Origin of the sequence: Paraburkholderia sp. SECH2, assembly GCF_030464795.1 — a bacterium.
Taxonomy (GTDB): domain Bacteria; phylum Pseudomonadota; class Gammaproteobacteria; order Burkholderiales; family Burkholderiaceae; genus Paraburkholderia; species Paraburkholderia aspalathi.
Window position 1 is genome coordinate 93,027 of record NZ_JALPRH010000013.1, and the last position, 19,675, is coordinate 112,701.

The 19,675-nt window shown below is 56.4% G+C and carries 16 protein-coding genes and 1 pseudogene; 5 read left to right on the top strand and 12 right to left on the bottom strand.

What is annotated here, in order from left to right; all coding sequences use genetic code 11:
* Positions 1-90 precede the first annotated feature (90 nt).
* From guaA to M0D66_RS21555, 3 genes are all read left to right on the top strand, one after another.
* On the top strand, positions 91-1,674 hold the full coding sequence (gene guaA / locus M0D66_RS21545) for a glutamine-hydrolyzing GMP synthase (protein WP_093633319.1): 1,584 nt from the start codon (positions 91-93) through the stop codon (positions 1,672-1,674).
* A 356-nt stretch (positions 1,675-2,030) separates the two neighbouring features.
* Complete coding sequence (locus tag M0D66_RS21550; RefSeq protein WP_266211526.1) at positions 2,031-2,810, top strand: DUF6387 family protein; 780 nt, start codon at positions 2,031-2,033, stop codon at positions 2,808-2,810.
* Positions 2,811-3,056: 246 nt separating this feature from the next.
* Positions 3,057-5,969, top strand: coding sequence for a DUF927 domain-containing protein (locus M0D66_RS21555; RefSeq protein WP_266211527.1), 2,913 nt, complete (start codon positions 3,057-3,059; stop codon positions 5,967-5,969).
* Between the two features lie 406 nt (positions 5,970-6,375).
* Here the strand turns inward: M0D66_RS21555 and M0D66_RS21560 are convergent.
* The 6 genes and pseudogenes from M0D66_RS21560 to M0D66_RS21585 form a co-directional block, all read right to left on the bottom strand.
* Positions 6,376-6,615: pseudogene (locus M0D66_RS21560) on the bottom strand (PolC-type DNA polymerase III); the annotation flags it as partial.
* A 17-nt stretch (positions 6,616-6,632) separates the two neighbouring features.
* Positions 6,633-7,061, bottom strand: coding sequence for a hypothetical protein (locus M0D66_RS21565; protein ID WP_266211528.1), 429 nt, complete (start codon positions 7,059-7,061; stop codon positions 6,633-6,635).
* A gap of 141 nt (positions 7,062-7,202) precedes the next feature.
* Positions 7,203-9,191 (bottom strand): nuclease-related domain-containing DEAD/DEAH box helicase, encoded by a 1,989-nt coding sequence (locus tag M0D66_RS21570; RefSeq protein ID WP_266211529.1) that lies wholly within the window; start codon positions 9,189-9,191, stop codon positions 7,203-7,205.
* A gap of 153 nt (positions 9,192-9,344) precedes the next feature.
* Positions 9,345-9,530: a hypothetical protein gene (locus M0D66_RS21575; RefSeq protein ID WP_266211530.1), complete on the bottom strand. Its 186-nt coding sequence runs from the start codon at positions 9,528-9,530 to the stop codon at positions 9,345-9,347.
* A gap of 288 nt (positions 9,531-9,818) precedes the next feature.
* A complete protein-coding gene (locus M0D66_RS21580) occupies positions 9,819-10,247 on the bottom strand; it encodes a DUF3293 domain-containing protein (protein ID WP_266211531.1) in 429 nt (142 codons plus the stop codon).
* A gap of 24 nt (positions 10,248-10,271) precedes the next feature.
* Positions 10,272-10,871: a M48 family metallopeptidase gene (locus M0D66_RS21585; protein ID WP_266211532.1), complete on the bottom strand. Its 600-nt coding sequence runs from the start codon at positions 10,869-10,871 to the stop codon at positions 10,272-10,274.
* Positions 10,872-10,887: 16 nt separating this feature from the next.
* On the opposite strand from M0D66_RS21585, the gene M0D66_RS21590 reads away from it, so the two are divergent.
* Positions 10,888-12,186 (top strand): site-specific integrase, encoded by a 1,299-nt coding sequence (locus tag M0D66_RS21590; RefSeq protein ID WP_266211533.1) that lies wholly within the window; start codon positions 10,888-10,890, stop codon positions 12,184-12,186.
* Positions 12,187-12,550: 364 nt separating this feature from the next.
* Here M0D66_RS21590 and M0D66_RS21595 read toward each other — a convergent pair whose 3' ends face one another.
* The 5 genes from M0D66_RS21595 to M0D66_RS21615 all read right to left on the bottom strand — a co-directional run bounded on the left by M0D66_RS21595 (position 12,551) and on the right by M0D66_RS21615 (position 17,206).
* On the bottom strand, positions 12,551-13,465 hold the full coding sequence (locus M0D66_RS21595) for an ABC transporter substrate-binding protein (protein WP_266211534.1): 915 nt from the start codon (positions 13,463-13,465) through the stop codon (positions 12,551-12,553).
* 59 nt (positions 13,466-13,524) lie between these two features.
* Positions 13,525-14,025 carry a flavin reductase family protein gene (locus M0D66_RS21600; protein WP_266211535.1) on the bottom strand — a complete coding sequence of 167 codons (501 nt, stop codon included), beginning with the start codon at positions 14,023-14,025 and terminating at the stop codon, positions 13,525-13,527.
* A gap of 71 nt (positions 14,026-14,096) precedes the next feature.
* Positions 14,097-15,419 (bottom strand): LLM class flavin-dependent oxidoreductase, encoded by a 1,323-nt coding sequence (locus tag M0D66_RS21605; RefSeq protein WP_266211536.1) that lies wholly within the window; start codon positions 15,417-15,419, stop codon positions 14,097-14,099.
* Between the two features lie 48 nt (positions 15,420-15,467).
* Positions 15,468-16,271: an amino acid ABC transporter ATP-binding protein gene (locus M0D66_RS21610; RefSeq protein WP_266211537.1), complete on the bottom strand. Its 804-nt coding sequence runs from the start codon at positions 16,269-16,271 to the stop codon at positions 15,468-15,470.
* Positions 16,268-17,206: an amino acid ABC transporter permease gene (locus M0D66_RS21615; protein ID WP_200620737.1), complete on the bottom strand. Its 939-nt coding sequence runs from the start codon at positions 17,204-17,206 to the stop codon at positions 16,268-16,270. Before M0D66_RS21615 ends, M0D66_RS21610 begins: the two co-directional genes overlap by 4 nt.
* Before the next feature lie 190 nt (positions 17,207-17,396).
* Here M0D66_RS21615 and M0D66_RS21620 point away from each other — a divergent pair, with 190 nt between their 5' ends.
* Positions 17,397-18,326 carry a LysR substrate-binding domain-containing protein gene (locus M0D66_RS21620; protein WP_200620735.1) on the top strand — a complete coding sequence of 310 codons (930 nt, stop codon included), beginning with the start codon at positions 17,397-17,399 and terminating at the stop codon, positions 18,324-18,326.
* Positions 18,327-18,601: 275 nt separating this feature from the next.
* Here the strand turns inward: M0D66_RS21620 and M0D66_RS21625 are convergent, their stop codons facing one another.
* Complete coding sequence (locus M0D66_RS21625; protein WP_266211538.1) at positions 18,602-19,246, bottom strand: TetR/AcrR family transcriptional regulator; 645 nt, start codon at positions 19,244-19,246, stop codon at positions 18,602-18,604.
* Positions 19,247-19,675: the final 429 nt, after the last annotated feature.

The window sequence follows — 19,675 nt, forward strand, 5'->3', positions numbered from 1 at the left end:
CGATCGTCCCCACGTGGACAGCTTTGAATTCAACGCCGCGCTTCTTGCGCGGTATCCCGTATCCGTTCACTTTTGACTCCGTCCGCTGCCATGCATGACAAGATCCTGATCCTCGACTTCGGTTCGCAAGTCACCCAACTGATTGCACGTCGCGTTCGCGAAGCCAACGTGTATTCGGAAATTCATCCGTACGACGTCGATGCGTCGTTCATTCGCGATTTCGCGCCGAAGGGCGTGATCCTCTCCGGCGGCCCGAGCTCGGTCACCGAAACGGATACGCCGCGCGTGCCGCAAGCGGTGTTCGAACTCGGCGTGCCCGTGCTGGGCATCTGCTACGGCATGCAGGCGATGGCCGAGCAGCTCGGCGGCAAGGTCGATATCGGCCACCTGCGTGAGTTCGGCTACGCGGAAGTGCGCGCGCGCAACCATACGAGCCTGCTCGAAGGCATCAGCGACTTCACCACGCCGGAAGGTCACGGCATGCTGAAGGTGTGGATGAGCCACGGCGACAAGGTTCTCGAGATGCCGCCGGGCTTCCAGCTGATGGCCTCGACGGACTCGTGCCCGATCGCGGCAATGGCCGACGAAGCGCGCCATTTCTACGGCCTGCAATGGCACCCGGAAGTGACGCACACCGTGCAAGGCCGCGCGATGCTCGAACGTTTCGTGCTGCAGATTTGCGGCGCGAATCCCGATTGGGAAATGGGCCATTACATCGACGAAGCCGTCGCGAAGATTCGCGAGCAGGTCGGTAATGAGCACGTGATTCTGGGCTTGTCGGGTGGCGTGGATTCGTCGGTGGCTGCGGCGCTGTTGCATCGCGCGATCGGCGATCAGCTGACCTGCGTGTTCGTCGATCACGGTCTCCTGCGTTTGAACGAAGCCGAGCAGGTGATGGCAACGTTCGCTGAGAACCTCGGCGTCAAGGTGATCCACGTCGACGCGAGCGAAGTGTTCCTGTCGAAGCTGGCCGGCGTCACCGATCCGGAAGCGAAGCGCAAGATCATCGGCGCGGAGTTCGTCGAAGTGTTCCAGACCGAAGCCAACAAGCTGACCGACGCGAAGTGGCTCGCGCAAGGCACGATCTATCCGGACGTGATCGAATCGGCCGGCAAGGGCAAGAAGGCGACGCAGACCATCAAGAGCCACCACAATGTGGGCGGCCTGCCGGAGACGCTGAATCTGAAGCTGCTCGAGCCGCTGCGTGAACTGTTCAAGGACGAAGTGCGCGAACTCGGCGTGAAGCTCGGCTTGCCGCCGGCAATGGTGTATCGCCACCCGTTCCCGGGCCCGGGTCTGGGCGTGCGGATTCTCGGCGAAGTGCGCCGCGATTTCGCCGATCTGCTGCGTCGCGCGGACGCGATTTTCATCGAGACGCTGCGTACCTTTATCGACAAGGAAACCGGCAAGTCATGGTACGACCTGACGAGCCAGGCTTTTGCGGTGTTCCTGCCGGTGAAGAGCGTCGGCGTGATGGGCGATGGCCGCACCTACGAATATGTGGTTGCGCTGCGTGCTGTGCAGACGCTGGACTTCATGACCGCGCATTGGGCGCATCTGCCGCACGAGTTGCTGGGGCATGTGTCGAACCGCATCATCAATGAAGTGCGCGGGATCAACCGGGTGGTGTATGACATCTCGGGCAAGCCGCCGGCGACGATCGAGTGGGAGTAAATTACCCTGATAAATCAGGGCCTTAAATTGCTCCCGCTGATGCACGTTTGTTGATGTTGCGATAGTCCGTAGCTAGGTTCCCGGTTCAGTTCGTCCGCCGTCCAGGCTAAAATTTGGACAGGATTTGGACAAGAAACGGCTTGGCGGTGCCAGGCCGTTTCGCATTATAGGCATGGGCGATCCGGAAGGGCAGGTGTCGCGGCAGCGGGCCAGAATCGCTCCTGCCCTGGTCATGACGTCATAGCCACAACTCGGCTGGATCTAGACGCGCCCACCGGAAGCATCAATCATGACACCGCAGTACTGACCTCAAACAGCCGCTTACTCCCATGGGTCGTACAACAAAGAACCGCTTGATGAGCGCCGGCGATTTCAGCTGGCTCGACCGTCGTAACTACATGCCGCTTGAGACCGGCGATTTGCATCTTTGGTCGACCGTGATACTTGATAGGGTTGAACTCAACAGGTTCCTGAACGCGGGAGAACAACAATTCGTTGTTGAGCAATTCGAAAAACTAAAGGCCGCGCCACTCAAGCCGTTGGGTTTTGGCATCTCAGCTCGAAACACACACCCCGCCAGTCAGGGCAGCGTCAAGGTGCTCACAGCTGGCAATCACTTCGCCCTAACCGATTCACTATCGCTTACGTGCGATGGCACGGCTGGCGCTTTGCGAGACCGAACGGAAAACAAGAGCGTCATTGATTACTCATCAAGCGTTGACGAAGCCGTGCAGCAGCACGATCACGCGTGGTGTCGCTATGCCCACCTCCAGATCGATCTCCATGCGACGGACAAAGTTCTGGAGGAGGACTTCGGGCGTTGGCTCAAGGCGTGGAAAGCACAGGTCCCGATCCAGAAGCCGTTAAAAAATTTGCTGCAGCAAAAGGCTGCGTCTTGGGGAGCTCGCGGCGTCGTGCCGTACTTTGACATGCAGATGCTCGCCCGCCTGAGGGACAAACAAATCCCCCGACCGGTGGTGACTGCGAGGCTGACCCGTCGTGTTCAGACATCCCGAGGGGAACAGCGGGAAGCACCGTCTAGGAGCGCACTCGACGAATTACGCGGGGACCTGCCTCGGATTTTCAACAGCGCCACCGTGCACACCTTCCTCAATGCGCTATCAGTAAGGGGCTGAGCTTCGTGCTAGGCACCAAAATGACCGGAAAAATCGGATAGGCGTTCTCCCTGTCGAATTCATCTCGTCGAGTCCCTAAAGTTCTCAGTTCGCAGCACGTCGCTGTGAACTCTTAACAAGGAAATAGACAATGATGAACATTAGTACCGCTCGCAGAGCTTCCGCTGCCGTTCCGCAGTTGCAGAATCACCTTCTCCAGGCGTCGAGCATCGGCGACATGCCGCGCGTTTTGGCAGGACAAGCACAATGAGCGACATCGCCATTTCACGGGTCGATACGCCTTCTGGCGAGCAACAGATCGAGGTCGTCACCCTGAAGGACATTCAGGACCTCACCGCTGCCATCCCGTCGGTGCCCTTCAAGCAAATCGCCGCCGTTGCGCTTGAGCACTTCCACGAGGTTATCGATATCCTTGGCCTCGAGGGCGAGGGCCGAGGCAGGGAGTTCGTGGCCTACAATCCGCGTCGTGATGACCATGAGCTTGGATCGTTCTCGATCAACACGGCGACGGGCGCCTTCGCTGATTTCGCCTGCGACGACGAATGCAAAGGCGGTGATCTGATCGCCCTGGCTGCCTACGTTTGGGGTTGCGGCATGAAGGCAGCCGCCAAGCGTTTGCTGGATGAACTCGGGAAGCGGCAGATCGAGATGCCGTCGAATGCGGCTAACGTTCCGGTGCTTAGTGCGTCGGTAGTTAATCAGTCTGCCGACAACGAGCTCATGTCCCCGATTCCGGAAGGGAGCCCGGAGCTTGATGCTCGCCAGTTCGTGCCTCGTGGTTCGATCCTCGAGGATCGATACGACTACGTCGATGCGAAGGGCCGCCTGTGCTTTGCGCAGTTCCGCTTGCGTCAGGCCAACGGAAAGAAATCCTTCTGCACGTTGCAGGTCAAGCGGCGGGGGGATGGCTCGCTGCACTGGACTGGTGGTATGCCGCACGGCCTGCGCCCGCTCTTCGGCTTGAGAGATTTGGTCGAGGATGATCAGGTCATGCCAGTGTTCGTCGTCGAAGGCGAAAAGGCGGCTCTCGCTTTGCGGGGGCTGGGGCCGATGGTGGTTGTGACGTCTGCGGGCGGTGCGAAGGCTGCGGCCAAGACCGATTGGTCCCCGCTGGCGGGGCGTCCGGTTGTGATCTGGCCTGACAACGACGAGGCTGGTCTGAAATATCAGGACCAGGTGATCGAACTGATTCGTGGGTCTGGCTCGTCGACCCCGATCAAGGTGGTTGCTGCCGAAAGAGTGCTGCGCAACGTTTGCGAGGCTCGGGGGTGGGCGTATGACGAGAAGGCCGACGAGCTAAAAGGGTGGGACGTTGCCGACATTGCACAGCTTGGCTTTGCTGGGGATGTCGTTGCAGATTGGGTGAAAAACTCGCTGATCGACGTGCCTGTCCCGCTGGGGAACGACTGCAAGATGCGGCGGCTCGTAACAGTTGAGAGCGGCGACTCGGTGACGTGGGCATCGGGCAAGAGCTATACCGTCAGCGATGAAGGCGTAACTGCATGGAAAATGCAGAAGGACGAGTTGATGCCCGTCAAGGTGTCTTCCTGTGTCGAGATTCTTCGGCAGCTTCGTGATCAGGAGAGCAGCGGGTGGAGCCTCGAACTTCGCTTGCATAAACCTGATGGTGAGACGCAAAAGATCGTCGTCCGGCGTGCGACGCTGACTAATTTCGTCGCTTTTCGGGAGACCTTTAGCGACCTCGGCGTGATCGTCTACAACTGGGCCGAATTTAACGACTACTTGGCACATGCGCAGACTCGTGAAACACATGACCTCGTTCGGAACGTGGGCTGGAACGGCAAGAACTACGTACGTGCTGACAGAGTGTTCGGGAAGCGGGCGGAAGCAGTTGCACTTGATCCGGAGGCTCCGGCAAGTGTGGCGTTTAGCCAGGCGGGTACGCTTGAATCGTGGAACGAGCGGATCGGAAAGTATTGTGCGACCAATTCTCGATTGATGCTTGCGGCGTGTGTGGCACTCGCTGCTCCGCTTCTGCACCTGCTCGGAATGGAGTCCGGTGGTGTTCATTTGGTTGGGCAAAGTAGTGTCGGTAAGACGACAGCAATGAAGGTTGCGGCTTCGATCTGGGGCAAATCTACGGGCTTCATCCGCTCGTGGCGCTCGACGTCGAATGGACTTGAAGCGATTGCGGCGTCCTTGAATGACTCCGTGTTGTTGCTGGACGAGATGGGACAGGCATCTCCCCACGAAGCGGGCGAGACTATATATATGCTCGGAAATGGGCAGGGAAAGACACGTATGAGCCGAGCTGCGACAAGCAGGAAGCCCTATACGTGGCGAATTTTGTTCATGTCCACGGGGGAAGTCCCGTTGCAACAGCACGTCGAGTCGGCGGGCAGAACTGTGCGCGCAGGTATGGACGTGCGGTTACTGAATATTCCGGCGGATGCTGGCTGCGGTTTCGGGCTTTTCGAGTCATTGGGTGGCGTGGATACCAGCCGGGCTTTGGCGAACCACCTTAACGACGCCGCAGACGAGGTGTTCGGTGCCGTGGGCGATGCCTGGCTGGAGTACCTGACTGGACTGGATGCTCACGATGTCTGCGATATCTTGAAGCAGCGGCTTCGGAATGTCGAAGATATGTTTGGCGCGGACGGTGATGGTCAGGTGTTGCGTGCGGCTCGGCGGTTTGCTGTGCTTGCCTTGGCAGGCGAATTGGCGGTAGAGGCTGGAATCGTTTGTTGGTCCGCCGGTACGTCGACGGCCATGCTGAAGCGTTGTTTCGATGCCTGGATTCTGCAGCGAGGGGGGACAGAGGCGGCGGAGGAATTTCAGGCGTTGAGGCAAGTGCAAGGATTCTTCGAGCAGCATGGTCAGTCTGCATTTCAGCGGATCAGGTTGTTGAGGGACGAAATTGATGATGAACAGGTCGTTCACAATCGAGCAGGGTACGTTGACACGGCGAAAGGGGTCTTCTACGTGTTGCCGGGGCCGTTCAAGCAGCAAATATGCAGGGACCTGGATCCCCAATTGGTCGCAAGGGTTTTACGTAAGCATGGACTACTGCTTCATGACGCCAGCAAGACCACCCGCGTCGGGCGGGAGGGGGCCAAACGCGTCTGGGCGATCAGCAGCCGGATTGTTGGGTATGATCCGCATCAACCCGCTGAGGCAGTAGAGATTCCGCTGGAGTGATCGAAGCGAGGGAGCTGTGACGGCCGTGACAAGGCTGTTACGCCTCATCTTCGAGCGAAACCCTTGTAAATCAAGGCTGTGACGTTGTGGCGGATGTGACGTTCAGAAAGTCCATGCCAAGTCAGGCGGCCATCCAATCGTCCGGAAGCGCTTTAAGGTCATATTGTTTCTTACGTCACATTGTCACATTGTCATATCGCTTATCTGGCAAAGGCTTTTGAGTTTACGGAATTGTCACGCTGTCGTCACGTCTGTCACTCATGGAGATGTCGCTGATCAGGTGATGGCTGAGCGTTTGAGCATAAAAAAAGCAGCTAATTTAAGTTTGCCTAATTTAAGTTAGCCATGGAATCCTGAAATAATCGAACATTTAGGTGGCATCCTGTGCGGCGACCCATCGACGTGGGAACGCTGCGGCCTCTTTCATGACTTTCGAAATTGGAGGAGTCGATGCGATCATGTCATTCGTGATCCCGGTGAGGGCGACGACATCGGATGCTATCCGCCTGCCGGCTTTCATCAAACTCTGGTAGCGGTCGACGATTTGCCCGTCACGCAAGAGAACGACAGCAATTTCGGTAGCTCGGTCGCACTGAGTGGGTGAAAGCCCGGTAGTTTCTAGGTCCATTACGGCGACCGTTTGCATGCACAAATCCTTTTACTTCACGGATGCACGTCAAGCTTAAAGCCTTTGGGGGCCCTATTCGAAATCCGCTTCTGATAGGGTGATATAAATATCGTCGCTAACTTTTCGCCATTGGGATGAGAGATTTCATACGCATCGACTGGATGAGCGCTCGCATCCGAAGACATGGAGCCAATACGTTTATAGTCGACCTTCACTCCATCCAATGTACGTAGACGACCAAGGTACGCGGTGCTTCCAAAAGTCGTATGGCAAGGGATTGGATTGCCAGCGGACATGCCAAACTCTCCGCTAGCGTTCGGAAGCTCGTCCGCGTCGACGCCATCCTCGCACATACGGCTCATCAACTCAAACAGCTCTTTCTGCTGTCGAAATATGGGATTTTGGTTGAGTTCGTCCCATGCGGTTTTCGGTTTCTTCTTTCCAAAAATATTCAAAATCCCCATATATTCCCCGTGAAATCAGTGAAAGCGTTCATTGACCTGCGCCGAAGTGCAGACCTTATCGGCGTCTAGGTCACTCGCCTAGACGTCGTGTTATATACGATGTGAACCTCGCATACACGGCACGAATGCATGCCCAATTGCTTAGTGCGTACTCGGTTCAGTCGCATCGTCATGGAAATCCGTCAGCTTGCTGAGGTGCGTGCCGAAGAATTCCAAATATGGGCTATCGCCTTCCAAGAATACCATCAGGTTCTCTTTCGCGCGGGTAAGTCCCGTGAAAACCATTTCAGGACTATCGCTGTTATTGATTAGCAAGAAAACGAGCGGTGACTCGAAACCCTTGAAGCTATGGGTGGAACTTAGCTTCATTACGCCACTATTCAGATTGAACCCCGTCTTCTTCGCTGCACTGATCTTGTCGTAGTTTCGGGAGTATTTAGGGTGCTCGGTCACTTCATGCGAGGGAAAGGAACATAAAGTCCGTTCTTTGTGTGTTTCTGAAGTTCGTAGCATGTGGTCCAGTCTTCGGAGGATGCCTTCTTGGGAGGAAATGATAGAGATATCGTTCGGGTGCGCCTTGTTGGCCTTGGCTATATTTATGATTGTTCCGGCAAGTTGATCTACTTTTATCCTGTCAAAGGTCCCATAGGCTTGAACGCCCACATTTGTGAGGCTCAATTGGAAAGATTCATCAGGGTCTATTTCGTAATTCTGAAGAAGAAATTTCTTCTGAAACGATTCCACCAAGCGGATAATGGGAGATTCCACCGCATAGCGGAAGCTTTTTGTCAGCTTCACCCATTTACCAAAACCTTCAACGACCTTCGAACGCCGCTCTTCGTCCAGAGCACGCTTATAGATGTTCTGCTTCTCGTCGCCAAAAAGAATCATCTCACCGTCTTCCGCAAGAAAGTACGAGCGAATTATTTTGATCCACTCTGGCTTGTAATCCTGGATTTCATCGATCAAGATTGTGTCGTATTTGAACTTGATGTCCGCACCTTCAAAAACCCTCAGATTGCTATAGTACTCTTCTTCAAAGTGCCGATCTCGCTCTATAGCAATTCGCCGAGCAACAGCAGGATCTCTGCCTTCGTATTGCAAACCTTTGGGTATCTCGATTTCAATTCCAGAATTGTTGAGAGAACTGGTTATGAATCGATGGTAGTTGCTAATGTCAAAGAAAGACCAGGCGAAATCTTCTCTAACGGCACTGATCTTGTCGTGAATGTAGCTACGCAGCGTGATATTGAAGGTCAATACCAAAATTCTTCCGCCGTGGCGCTTGTGAGCATTGACGGCTCTGCCAGCTAGAACGACCGTCTTCCCCGAGCCTGCGAGTCCACATATCTTTGAGCGAGCCTTCCCCTCACTTTGGATCAGTCTGCGTTGCTTATCAGAGTAATTTGGGGGCCTGCCTTCCCACGCGTAATGGTAAGGGGGATTGAGTAACCGCTTGAATTCATTGTAAACGGATTCATCAAAGAGGGTTTTGTTGCCCGCGCTGGCGAAATCGATCTTGTGAAGCCGGTCTCTATGTAGAGCAAGGGCCATGTCTCGTTCAAATCGATGCCGGCCCCTTTCAAGCCATATACGCTTTTTTTCATAGGCGTCGAAATCTAGCCGCTCGGACTTATAGTTCTCTTCATTATCCCGCGACTCTTTACGAATTCGATCAAGGCGTGGCTGATAGAGGCGCTGTATCGCCTCCTTGCTTCCGTGATGAAAGTACACGTAGGTTTTAATAACACCAAAGAAGCTTTTATTTTTTAGACTCTTTTCGAGGAGGCCATTGACGTGAATGTCGAAAAAATTCTTCTTATATACGAACACTTGCTGAAAAGGGGATCTTATAGTTTGCGACCGTGAGCCGGCATTGACGGACCACTTATTGTTTTCGTCAATGCTGTAGAGGTCAAGATTCCAGTCCTTCACCTCGATGATAACGACCCCTTCCTTCCGAGACATCAATACAATGTCTGGACGGTCACCATTGAAGCATGGCTGAAAATAGACTTCAACTTGATCGTCAAAATTGGCGGCCAAAAACTCCAGAAGAAATACTTCACCTTCCGTTGGTTTCTGCTTAGATGCCTTAGCTTTTTCCAAGCTTGGAAAGAGGATTGCCATAAGTCAAAAAATTTTTTCGACGCTGCATCACCCTTCCGTCTTGCTTAGAGGGTAGGGGCACCACAAACCCGCCGCAAGCAGACGTCTGTTGAAAGGGTACAAAACATCCGCGCCTCGGCGGGGCGTTTCCAAACCATTACGTGGCTAACGGGCTTACAGCCTCTTGACCTCATTGCGAAGGCTGTTCAAGATCCTTATATTCTTTTGTGTCACTTCCTCGCCGGCAGCGATTTTCTGAAAACCCGTCGCATAAAGCTTCTTTACGAACTCTGCTTTTTCTTCCGCAGACATGTTCGCCATGAGTTCTCGCAGCGTGCTTTCAATCTCTTCATTTGCCATTACTGCCTCCTGTGTTTGGGTTAGTCTTATTTTCCAATGTTCGTATGCCGTTGCCAAACGCGCTGTGGATCGCTAGGCACTGAATGGGATGATGCGCCATCGCAAGCATGGGTCGGAGCACGCGTCCAGTACGTACTAACGGCAGACCGCCTACCGACTTTAGGGGGCCGTTGAGGACAAGTCTGGCAAATGGGCTACTGTCGCTTCTTCTTTTAGATCAGGTGTCGATAACTAGCTGCCGAGTCTCAGATCTGCCAACGATCGAACAGGGCTCTACTGCCTTCCTGCTCAACGCAGCAACACCAACTCCGGTACCGCTTCAACGCCGCACCACACGATTGCATTCTGCTCGTACCGTTCGCCAAGCGCCATCGCAGCCTCAAGTGAAATCCCTAACACGAGAAAACTCGGCTCACCCCACTGGTCCGTAGGATGTTGTCCGAGACCATCAACATATTTCAAACCGAGCTGACGCAACTCATGCGAAAGGACGTCTTGCCGCTTGTCATTGTCCTCATTGCTGCACCGTTTGCTGTACGGATTCCATGCGGTAATGAAGGCGCTTGATTCGACGCCCTCGTCTCTGTGTAGGGCAGCGAGGGCATCATTCTTCTGGCCGACCTGCAAGGTAATTGGTGGGTCGTTCTCGACGCAGAAGTGCGTTTCACGATAGGCTTGGATCGTGGCCGGGTCGATGTTTGATGATGGGTTGGTCATCGTGTCTCTTAGTTTTGTATCTGCTCAGTGCGACCAGTCTTCGTGCCCTAGCGGAGCACGATTCAACTCCTCCCGATAACTCCGCCAATGCGGCAAATGACGATCCATCAGTGCCGTGAAGCGATCATTGTGGTGGCGCTCCATCAGGTGAACCATCTCGTGCACGAGAATGTACTCAAGACATTGGGGCAGCTTTTTCGCTAGTTCGAGATTCACCCAAATACGGCCAGCATTGATGCTACAACTGCCCCACTTGGTCTTCATTTTTTTGATGCCCCACGCAGCAACCTTGACACCCAGCAGCGGTTGCCATTTTTCGAGCAGAGCAGGAATTTCCGCCTTTAACTGGTCTCGGTACCAACGCTCGACGATTCTGAGACGCTGTTCTGCGCTCGTTTCTGGGCGAACTGTAATCACCATCGTGGTCTTGTTGCGCAACACGACCGTTGCTGGACCCTCATGATAAACCACGCGGATGCGGTACCGACGCCCCTGATAGTAATGGCTTTCACCGCTGACCATTTCCCGCTTCGACTGCCGGGGCTGAGCCTCGAATTTCTGTTGCTGCCGTCGGATCCATCCAAGCTTTCCGATTACCGCCAAGCGAATGGCATCGTCGCTCACCGAAAGCGGAGCCGCTATGCTCACAGACATGCAGTTGCGAGCGCTGAAGCCGGCTCAGAAGATCTATAAGGTTGCCGATCAGCGCGGGCTATATGCGGCAGTGACGCCTTCAGGCGCGGTGAGCTTCCGGTACGACTACCGGGTGAACGGTCGCCGGGAAACCCTGGTTATAGGCCGCTACGATCCATCACTTCCCGCACGGAAGCCACGCAGGCCAGACGAACTCGGATTCGGAATGGCTATTAGCCTCCCGGAAGCCCGCCTTCTACGCGACCATGCGTACGGAGCAATCCAACGCGGCGAAAGCCCGTCACGGGCGAAAGTCGAGAAACGGGTCGAGGCGACCGAGGCCCTGACGTTTGGTAAGTGGGCGGAGAAATACTTTGTGGAGACTGCTCTTGCCGACTCCACACGAGCGATGCGCAAATCGGTATACGAGCGGAATCTCGCGTCGGAATTTGGCCGGCTGAAGTTGGAAGAGATCACGCCCGCACGACTGATGGCGCGCTGCGAGAAGATCAAGGAGAGGGGCGCTGCTGCCCCTGCCGTGCAGGCGCGCGACATCGTTCTTCAGGTTTACCGTTTCGTGCAGGCGCGGGGACTAAAGGTGGACAATCCTGCGGAGGCCATCCGCCCGTCCGCGATCGCGAGCTTCAAGCCGCGCGATCGGACACTGTCGCCTGCCGAAATCCATGTGTTTTTCAGTGCATTGGAACAGACGCCGACGATGCCTACGCTGCGCCTTGCTATCAGATTCATGCTGCTCACGCTGGTGCGCAAGTCCGAGTTCATTCTGGCGATGTGGGGTGAGATAGATTTCGACGCCGCAGTCTGGACAATTCCGAAGGAACGGATGAAGGCCGGTCGCCCCCACATTGTCTATCTGAGCCAACAGGCTCTGGACATCCTGGTCGCATTCAAGACGTGCTTCGGAGCGAGTTCGTACGTGCATCCCGGCCGCTATGAGACGGCCTCCCCAATAAGTATGGCGACTCGGAACCGCGTCATTGACAGCACGGTCAAGCTGATACGCGACGACGGGACAGATTTTGATCCTTTCACGGTACACGATCTGCGTCGGACGGCCAGCACGCTCTTGCACGAAGCAGGGTTCAACACCGACTGGATCGAGAAATGCCTCGCTCACGAACAGCGTGGCGTGCGCGCGGTCTACAACAAGGCGGAGTATGCAGAGCAGAGGAGGGTGATGCTCCAGGCGTGGGCAGATATGCTGGACGGCTGGATTGCTACGAATCCAAAGGCGAGCGTCCTAGCGCTGGCACAGCCGGCCAAGACTCGTGAGTACATCGCTTGAGCTCGAACTTCCGTGTGCTCAAAAATGTACCCGTTTGCACTTGAATCGCCATGTTTGACGCTGGATGGCAAGAAACAGAATTTGGTAGTAGGTCGAAAATTTTTCTTGATGAGTCGGACTCCTATTTATTAGGTCAAACATTGCTTGGTGCCAGGAGAGAACTCGAATATGATGATTAAGTATTTGATTTAAAATCAAAAAATTTTGTTTCTTTTCGTTGCATATACGCAAAATTATTGGATCCCACCGGACGCTGTCCCGTGACGGACAGTTTCGACCGCCGTGACACCACGGCAGGCTTGTAAGGTTAAGGGGATTTGTTCCTTTCACGGGGTGCAGGTGGTCTCGCTGCCAGCCAGAGGCTTCACATCTGCGGATCGTTGACGGGGAAGGTGGGGCGTCCGTCCTTCGCGGGCAGACCCCACTTCTGCATCACACTTTGATAAAACCCTTGCTTCTGCAACTTGATCAGGGCTTGCTGGAACGCATGAGCGAGCCGCTTGCCGTTGTCGTCGACGCCAAAGCCGATTCCGTATGACGAGAGGTTGTAGTAGAACACCGCCTGATATTTGTCCGGAAACTTCTTGATGTTGTAATTCGCAGCGGGCGAGTCGATCCATACGGCCTGGCTTGCTTCGTTGGTCAGTGACATCAGTGTCATGTTGGTGTCCGGATAGGTGGCGATCGAGATAGCTTTCTTACCGTCCGCCACGCATTTGTTGCTCACTTCATTCGCCCGTTGCAGCGGCGCTGTGCCGCGCGGCAGCGCGATCTGCATCCCACATAGATCGTCGAGCGACTTGAGCGTCAATTGCCGCTTCGACGAGGCGACGATCGTCTGGCCGACGTTTAAGTAGTCGATGAACGTCACTTTGCTATGGCGCGAGGGAAAATCGCCAAGCGACAGCAGCACATCGAAGCGGTCCGCTGCGAGGCCCGGAATCAACGAATCGAACGAAGCCTGCGCGAACCTGATTTTCAGCCCTAGCACTTTAGCCGCGGCAGAGATCAGATCGGGCGCGAAACCCGCCACCTCGCCGTCTTCGTCGATGAACTTGACGGGCGCGATCTCCGGATTGACCGCAACCGTGATCGGTTGCTTCTGACGATAGAACTCCGGCACGAGCGCGGAGAGCGCAGGGTTGGCGGCGATCGTGTCTAGATTCGCCGCGTCTTCGGCGAAAGCCGGTGACACGACGTACGGTGCAACGCTCAGACAGAGCACGGCGGCGACGGTGAGTCGCGCAACGATCCGGGTGAAACGGATGGGCTTGGTCATGATGTGGGGACGATTCGAATGGGGTTGAGCGGACTAAAGCGTAAGTTCTGCTGTGACGCTCATCGCGCTTCCATCGCCGCGGCCGCGAAATGCCGCTGATGCCACAACAGACAGTGCGCGGACGGATCCTCGTGCGTCGATGAATCCGTGATCTCGCCAATAAAGATCGTATGCGAATATCCGTTGTGCGTCGCGATGACTTTGCAATCGAGAGAGACGACACTGCCGGTCAGCAACGGCGCGCCACTCTTGCCAGCTCTCCATTGCGCCGGATCGAAACGGGACCGCCCCTTCTCGGTGGCAAAGCGTTGTGCGACGTTCTTCTGATCGGCGGATAGCAGATTGACGGCAAACACCTTCGCGCGCAGGATCACGTCGTGTGCGCTCGCGCTTCGGTTTACGCAGACGAGCACCGTCGGTGGATCGGCTGACAGGCTGCACACCGATGTCGCGATCAGGCCGAACGGCGTGCCGCCTATAGCGGTCGTGATGACCGTGACGCCGTTGGTGAAGCGCGCCATCGCATTGCGGAAAAGTTCATCGGTCGTGTCGGTGCTCATGTGAAACGCCTCGTGTCGGAAAGGCGCCGCTCGTTGGCAAGCGGCGCATGATGCTTTTTAGTCGACGAAATTTAGTCGCCGAAGTGCAGGGGCTGCAGTCCGAGATTGCCCCTCAGCGTGCCCGCCTCGTACTCGGTGCGGAACAGTCCACGCTTGCGCAACTCGGGAAGGATGTATTGCGTCAGATCGTCGACACCTTGTGGCAACGTCGCTGGGCAAATATTGAAGCCATCCGCGGCGCCGGCCCGGAACCACTTTTCCATTTCGTCGACGATGTCTTCCGCAGTGCCGATGATCTGCCAGTTGTTGCCCGAAGCCACGCGCTTGTACATCTGGCGGATCGTCAGGTTTTCCCTGTGCGCCAGCGCGAGCAGATTCTCGGCGATACTGCGCACACGCTGATTGCCGACATCGGGCACCGGGCCATCGAGTTCGTATTCGGAGAGATCGCCGAGCACGCCGTACAGAATGGCCAGTCCGCTAAGCGGATCGATCAGGTTTTGCAACTGATCGAATTTGTCCTGCGCTTCGCCGCGCGTCTTGCCGACATACAGGGTGACGCCGGGCATGATCAAAAGTTGATCCGGCGTGCGGCCGTATTTCACAAGGCGGCCTTTGAGATCGTCGTAGTAAGCCTTGGCGCCTTCCATGCTGCTCGCATTGCTATAGACGACATCTGCATAGCGTGCGGCAAGCTGGCGCCCCGCTTCGGCGGCACCGGCTTGCACGATGATCGGCCGGCCTTGCGGCGTGCGCGCGGAGTTCAGCGGGCCGCGCACCTTGAAGTGCTTGCCCTTGTGATTCGGCACGTGCAGCTTCGCCTCGTCATAGAAGACACCGCTCGCCTTATCACGGATAAACGCGTCGTCTTCCCAGCTGTCCCACAGCTTCCTGACCACTTCGACGAATTCGTCCGCGCGCTCGTAACGCTCTTCATAGCCGAGATGCTCGTCGCGGCTGAAATTCCACGCTTCCTGCTGCGACCACGACGTGACGACGTTCCAGCCCGCGCGACCGCCGCTGATATGGTCGATCGACGCATACTTGCGTGCGATATGGAAAGGCTCGTTGTACGTCGTCGAAGCCGTTGCGACGAGGCCGATGTGCGAGGTGCACGCACCGATCGCCGCCAGCAAGGTCAGCGGTTCGAGTTCGGCATTCTTTGCGTCGCGGGCGAGCGATCCTTTAGGTGTGTCGTTTGCGCGGACGCCGATTCCGTCAGCAAAGAAAATCATGTCGAGCTTTGCCTCTTCGGCTTTCTTTGCAGTACGAAGAAAATAATTGAAATCGATAGCGCCTGCCGCGGGCACATCCGGATGCCGCCATGCGGCCATGTGATAACCCAGATAGCGCATTGACAGGCCAATTCTGATCTTTCCGTCTGTAGCAGTCATTTTTTCAATCCCGATCGAAGTTTCCAGGTAACCGATTAGCCTCATGCACTAGGTGCGCAGGCTCGAAAGGAAACGTTTGCAGCGTTCGGTTCCACCGCCGTCGAAGATGTAGGTCGGTGTTCCCTCATCGACGATGCGGCCGGCGTCCATCAACACCACGCGGCTTGCCACCTTGCGCGCAAATTCCATCTCGTGCGTGACAACGACCATCGTGGTGCCCGCGAGCGCCAGCTCCTTGATTACGTTGAGCACTTCGTTGACGAGTTCCGGATCGAGCGCACTGGTCGGCTCGTCGAACAGCATCACTTCTGGTTCCATTGCGAGCGCACGTGCAATCGCGACGCGCTGCTTCTGTCCGCCGGACAGTTCGGCCGGGTAGTGGTGCATTCGGTCGGCGAGTCCAACGCGCGTCAGCAGATACTTGCCGCGCTCCATCACGTCGCGCTTGCGCTTGCCCCCGACTATGCTGGGGCCGGCCAACACGTTGTCGAGCGCTGAATAGTGCGGGAACAGATGGAAGCCCTGAAAGACCATGCCGAAGTAACGGCGTTGCTGGTCGAGCGTTTTCTTCGGCAGGCGCACGCAGCGCGTACCGCGCATTTCCGTGCCGAGTACTTCGCCCTTGAAGGTGATGCTGCCGGCGTCGATCAATTCGAGCATATTGATGCAGCGAAGCAGTGTGCTCTTGCCCGAACCGGACGGCCCGATCATCGCGACGACTTCGCCTTTGGACAATGAGAAGTCCACAGCATCCAGCGCGGTGAAGTCGCCGAACTGCTTCGTGACGGCGCGCATGTCGAGAAAGTGTGTCGTGTCGTTCATCGCCGATGTGTCGTTGTGGATCGAGTTCACGTCCGTACTCCCTTCCTGAAGTGACGTTCAAGCAGACTCTGCGCCGCCATTGCGAGGCTCGTCAGCGCCAGATACCAGATACAGGCGACGGTCAGCAGCGGAATCGTTTCGAAGTTGGTCGCGTAGATCAGCTGCACGGTCGTCAGGAGTTCGACGTAACCGATCACCGTGACGAGCGACGTGTTCTTGAACATCGTGATCAGTTCGTTGGCGAGCGGTGGAATGATGATGCGCACTGCTTGCGGCATGACCACATGCCACATCATGCGGAAATCGCTCATGCCGATCGCCTTGCAGGCTTCGCGCTGTCCGCGATCGACGGCTGAGACGCCGCCGCGAAAGATTTCCGCGCTATAGCCGCCGAGGTACATCGCGAGTCCGATCACGGCCGTGCTGAAGCGCGAGATGATGTGGTTGGTGTCGATGTCGAACAGATTCGCGTGAAGTAACGGCAGCGGCAGATAGAGCCGCGGGATCAGCGCCGACAGAAAGAACAGGAACAGCAGCATTGCAAGCGGCGGCGTCGCGCGGATGATCCAGATGTACACGTAGCCGGCGGCGCGCAGCACTGCATTGTCCGCCATCCGGCAGGCAGCGATCACGACCCCGAAACACAGACCCAGCGCGCTCGATAGCACGGTCAGGATCAGCGTATTCCCTAATCCCTCCATCACGCGCTTGTTGAACAGGTAATGGGCGACAATGTCCCATTGCCAGCGCGGGTTGTCGACGACCAGTTCGACGAACAGTACGACGACGACGAGCAGCATGGCGTACCAGAACCAGTCGGATTTCTTCGGACGCGCTTGAATGCGCAAGCCCGCAGGCTGCTGCGCACCGGGCTTGTACGCTCCGCCATTATTCCGGTGGGCGAGCGGCGTCTTTGTGAAAAACGATGCCGGGTCCTGCATGTCTTTTCGAGCTTCAATGTCCACTGGCCTGTCCTCGTGAAGCAGTCGTTTCGAAAGGTGCGAAATGTGTCGATGGAGCGACTATAGGCAGGCAAAACTATTACATCCACTACAATTTTGTTCGTTTGATCCTATTCTATGTAATGCCCTAAGATCGCTGCACGGTGGGCTTTCAACGCTGCCGCATTGCAGCAATAATCGGAGGGACACGCTCGTGGCCAGGCTCAATGCCAAGCAGATGGAAGTGTTCGTCGCGGTGATGACGCATGGCTCTATCACCGCCGCAGGGCAGCGCCTGAACGTATCGCAGCCGGCCGTGAGCCGGATGATCGAGCGGTTCGAGCAGGAGGCCGGTTTCGTCGCTTTCGAGCGGCGCCGAGGCAAGCTGGTGCCCACGCCGGAAGCGGAAATTTTCTTCGCCGAAGTCTCGCAGGTATATCGCGGGCTCGATTATCTGAACGAGGTGGCGAGAGAAATCGGGACCACGCGGCGCGGCTATTTGCGCGTCGGCGTATTTCCCGCATTCGCCGAGGGCTGGATCACCGAGCGAATCACACGCTATGTCGCGGGGCGTGAGGAACTGCTGACGTCGCTGGAGCCGATGTCGACCGATAGCGTGATTGAAGCCGTGTCGCGGCAGACCATCGATCTCGGTATCGCGCTGCGCGCATCGGATCGCGAGGGTTTGCGCAGCGAGGAAATCACCAGTTCGGAGATCGTCTGCATTCTGCCCAAAGGGCACCGGCTGACTGGACGACCTGTGTTGCAGCCGTCCGATCTGTCCGGGGAAGACTTCATTTCGATGGCGGCTAAGGTGAAGGCGCGCACGTCGATCGATGCGGTGTTCGATTCGAGCGGCGTCGAGCGACGCATTCGCGCGGAGACCCCGTGGGCATCGACGGTCTGCCATATGGTGGCGCATGGTCTGGGCGTCGGGCTCGTGATCCGCGAGTCGGCGCTCGAGTTCGCGCATCTGGGCTATCACATCGCCGCGTTCAAGCCGCGCATCGACTATCGCGCGTATCTGATTACGTCGACCGCTCGTCCGTTGTCTACGGCGGCAAAGGGGTTTCGCGACATGCTGCTGCTCGAATTCGACCAGGCAAAGAAGGCACCGCGGGCGTCGAAGCATTGGCCGACCTGACAAAAAAGCCATGGCCCCGCGTCAACAGGACGGTGGGCTCACAGATGCTGCGCAGAAACGCAAATGCGCGAACGCGAATAGGCGAAGCTGATTAGTCGCCCAGCGCCGGATTGCTGAAGCTCAGGCTGCCGATTTCGAAGTCTCTGACTGGAATCCTGCTTTCAATGGCCTAGATTAAGACCTTCGATTGGCTCGCATTGGTCCGATATCGTACTGTTCGATGAAGGCAGGTCACCGGCCCCTATATTTGAGGAATAGCAGGCGCCCCCTCGGTTTTATGGGTGTCTTTGGCCGGCTTGGACGATGACCTGTACAAGCACCCCCAACTGACCGTCAGTTTCCGCTTGCGCGACGTCAAACAGTCCGAACAAACCCATGCCGCGTAACGTGGCAAACACGAAGCCGGCAAATTGCTCAGGCGCAGGGTGATTCTTTTCGATTTCCGGAAAGCAGGTGATGAATCGTGAAAAGAAAACGGGATCCGACCGAGCCCGAGTCGCGTCTATCCGCTCGAATAGTTCTGGCGAGGCCTTGCACCCAAAAAACAAGCTCCAGGCAGCCACGTAGCTCGGCACGCCATAAATCGTTTGCCATGCGAGCCGGACAAACTCCTTCGCCCGCTCGTCCAGGGGCAGTGTCGCCGGCGGCCAGACAACGCCGTCGTCGGACAGCGGCGCCATCACTTCGTCAATGAGACGCTCCATCAGCACTTGCCGATTTGCGAAGTGATGTTGCAAAGCGCCGAGCGTTACCCGGGCACCTCGTGCGATGTCCTGGAGGTTCGTGGCCCGGAAGCCCTTCTTGTGGAGGAGGCGCATGGCAGATTGCACAATGCGGCGACGTGTTGCATCGCTGCGCTCTTCCTGGGTTCGGCGAGCGGGTGCGCGTTGCGGCTTTTCTTGTTTCGGGGCAGTGCTCATCGGTCGGGCGTTAGTTGGCGTGCGTGCAGAGTCTATTACAGGAGGGCAGAGTTCGCACTTCCTTCCCTAAGGTGTTACGGGTTAACGATAAACAAGTAACAATAAATTTTTATTGTTCTTCTCTGTGTCGATACTTATACTCGCTTCCAAGCAAGCAGGAAAGTTCACGTATCGCAGGCAGAGGCGGCTGGCGCGTCGGGAGGAACCGGTCACGCTTACGGATGGAAACATTAAAAAATTATTGTTTCTTTGCCGTCGTCGCCGACTGAGTGGGTCTGCCGGCGGCCTGATCACTGGTAGTCGGAGCTGACTGTAATGCTGCGCGTCTCGCGGTCGAGCGAGTTGCGTGTGAATTCAAGTGATGGACTGGCGGGGGCTTCAGTGCCTGCCGGCAGCCCAGATGCAGGACCGTCAACCTTTGTTTCCGTA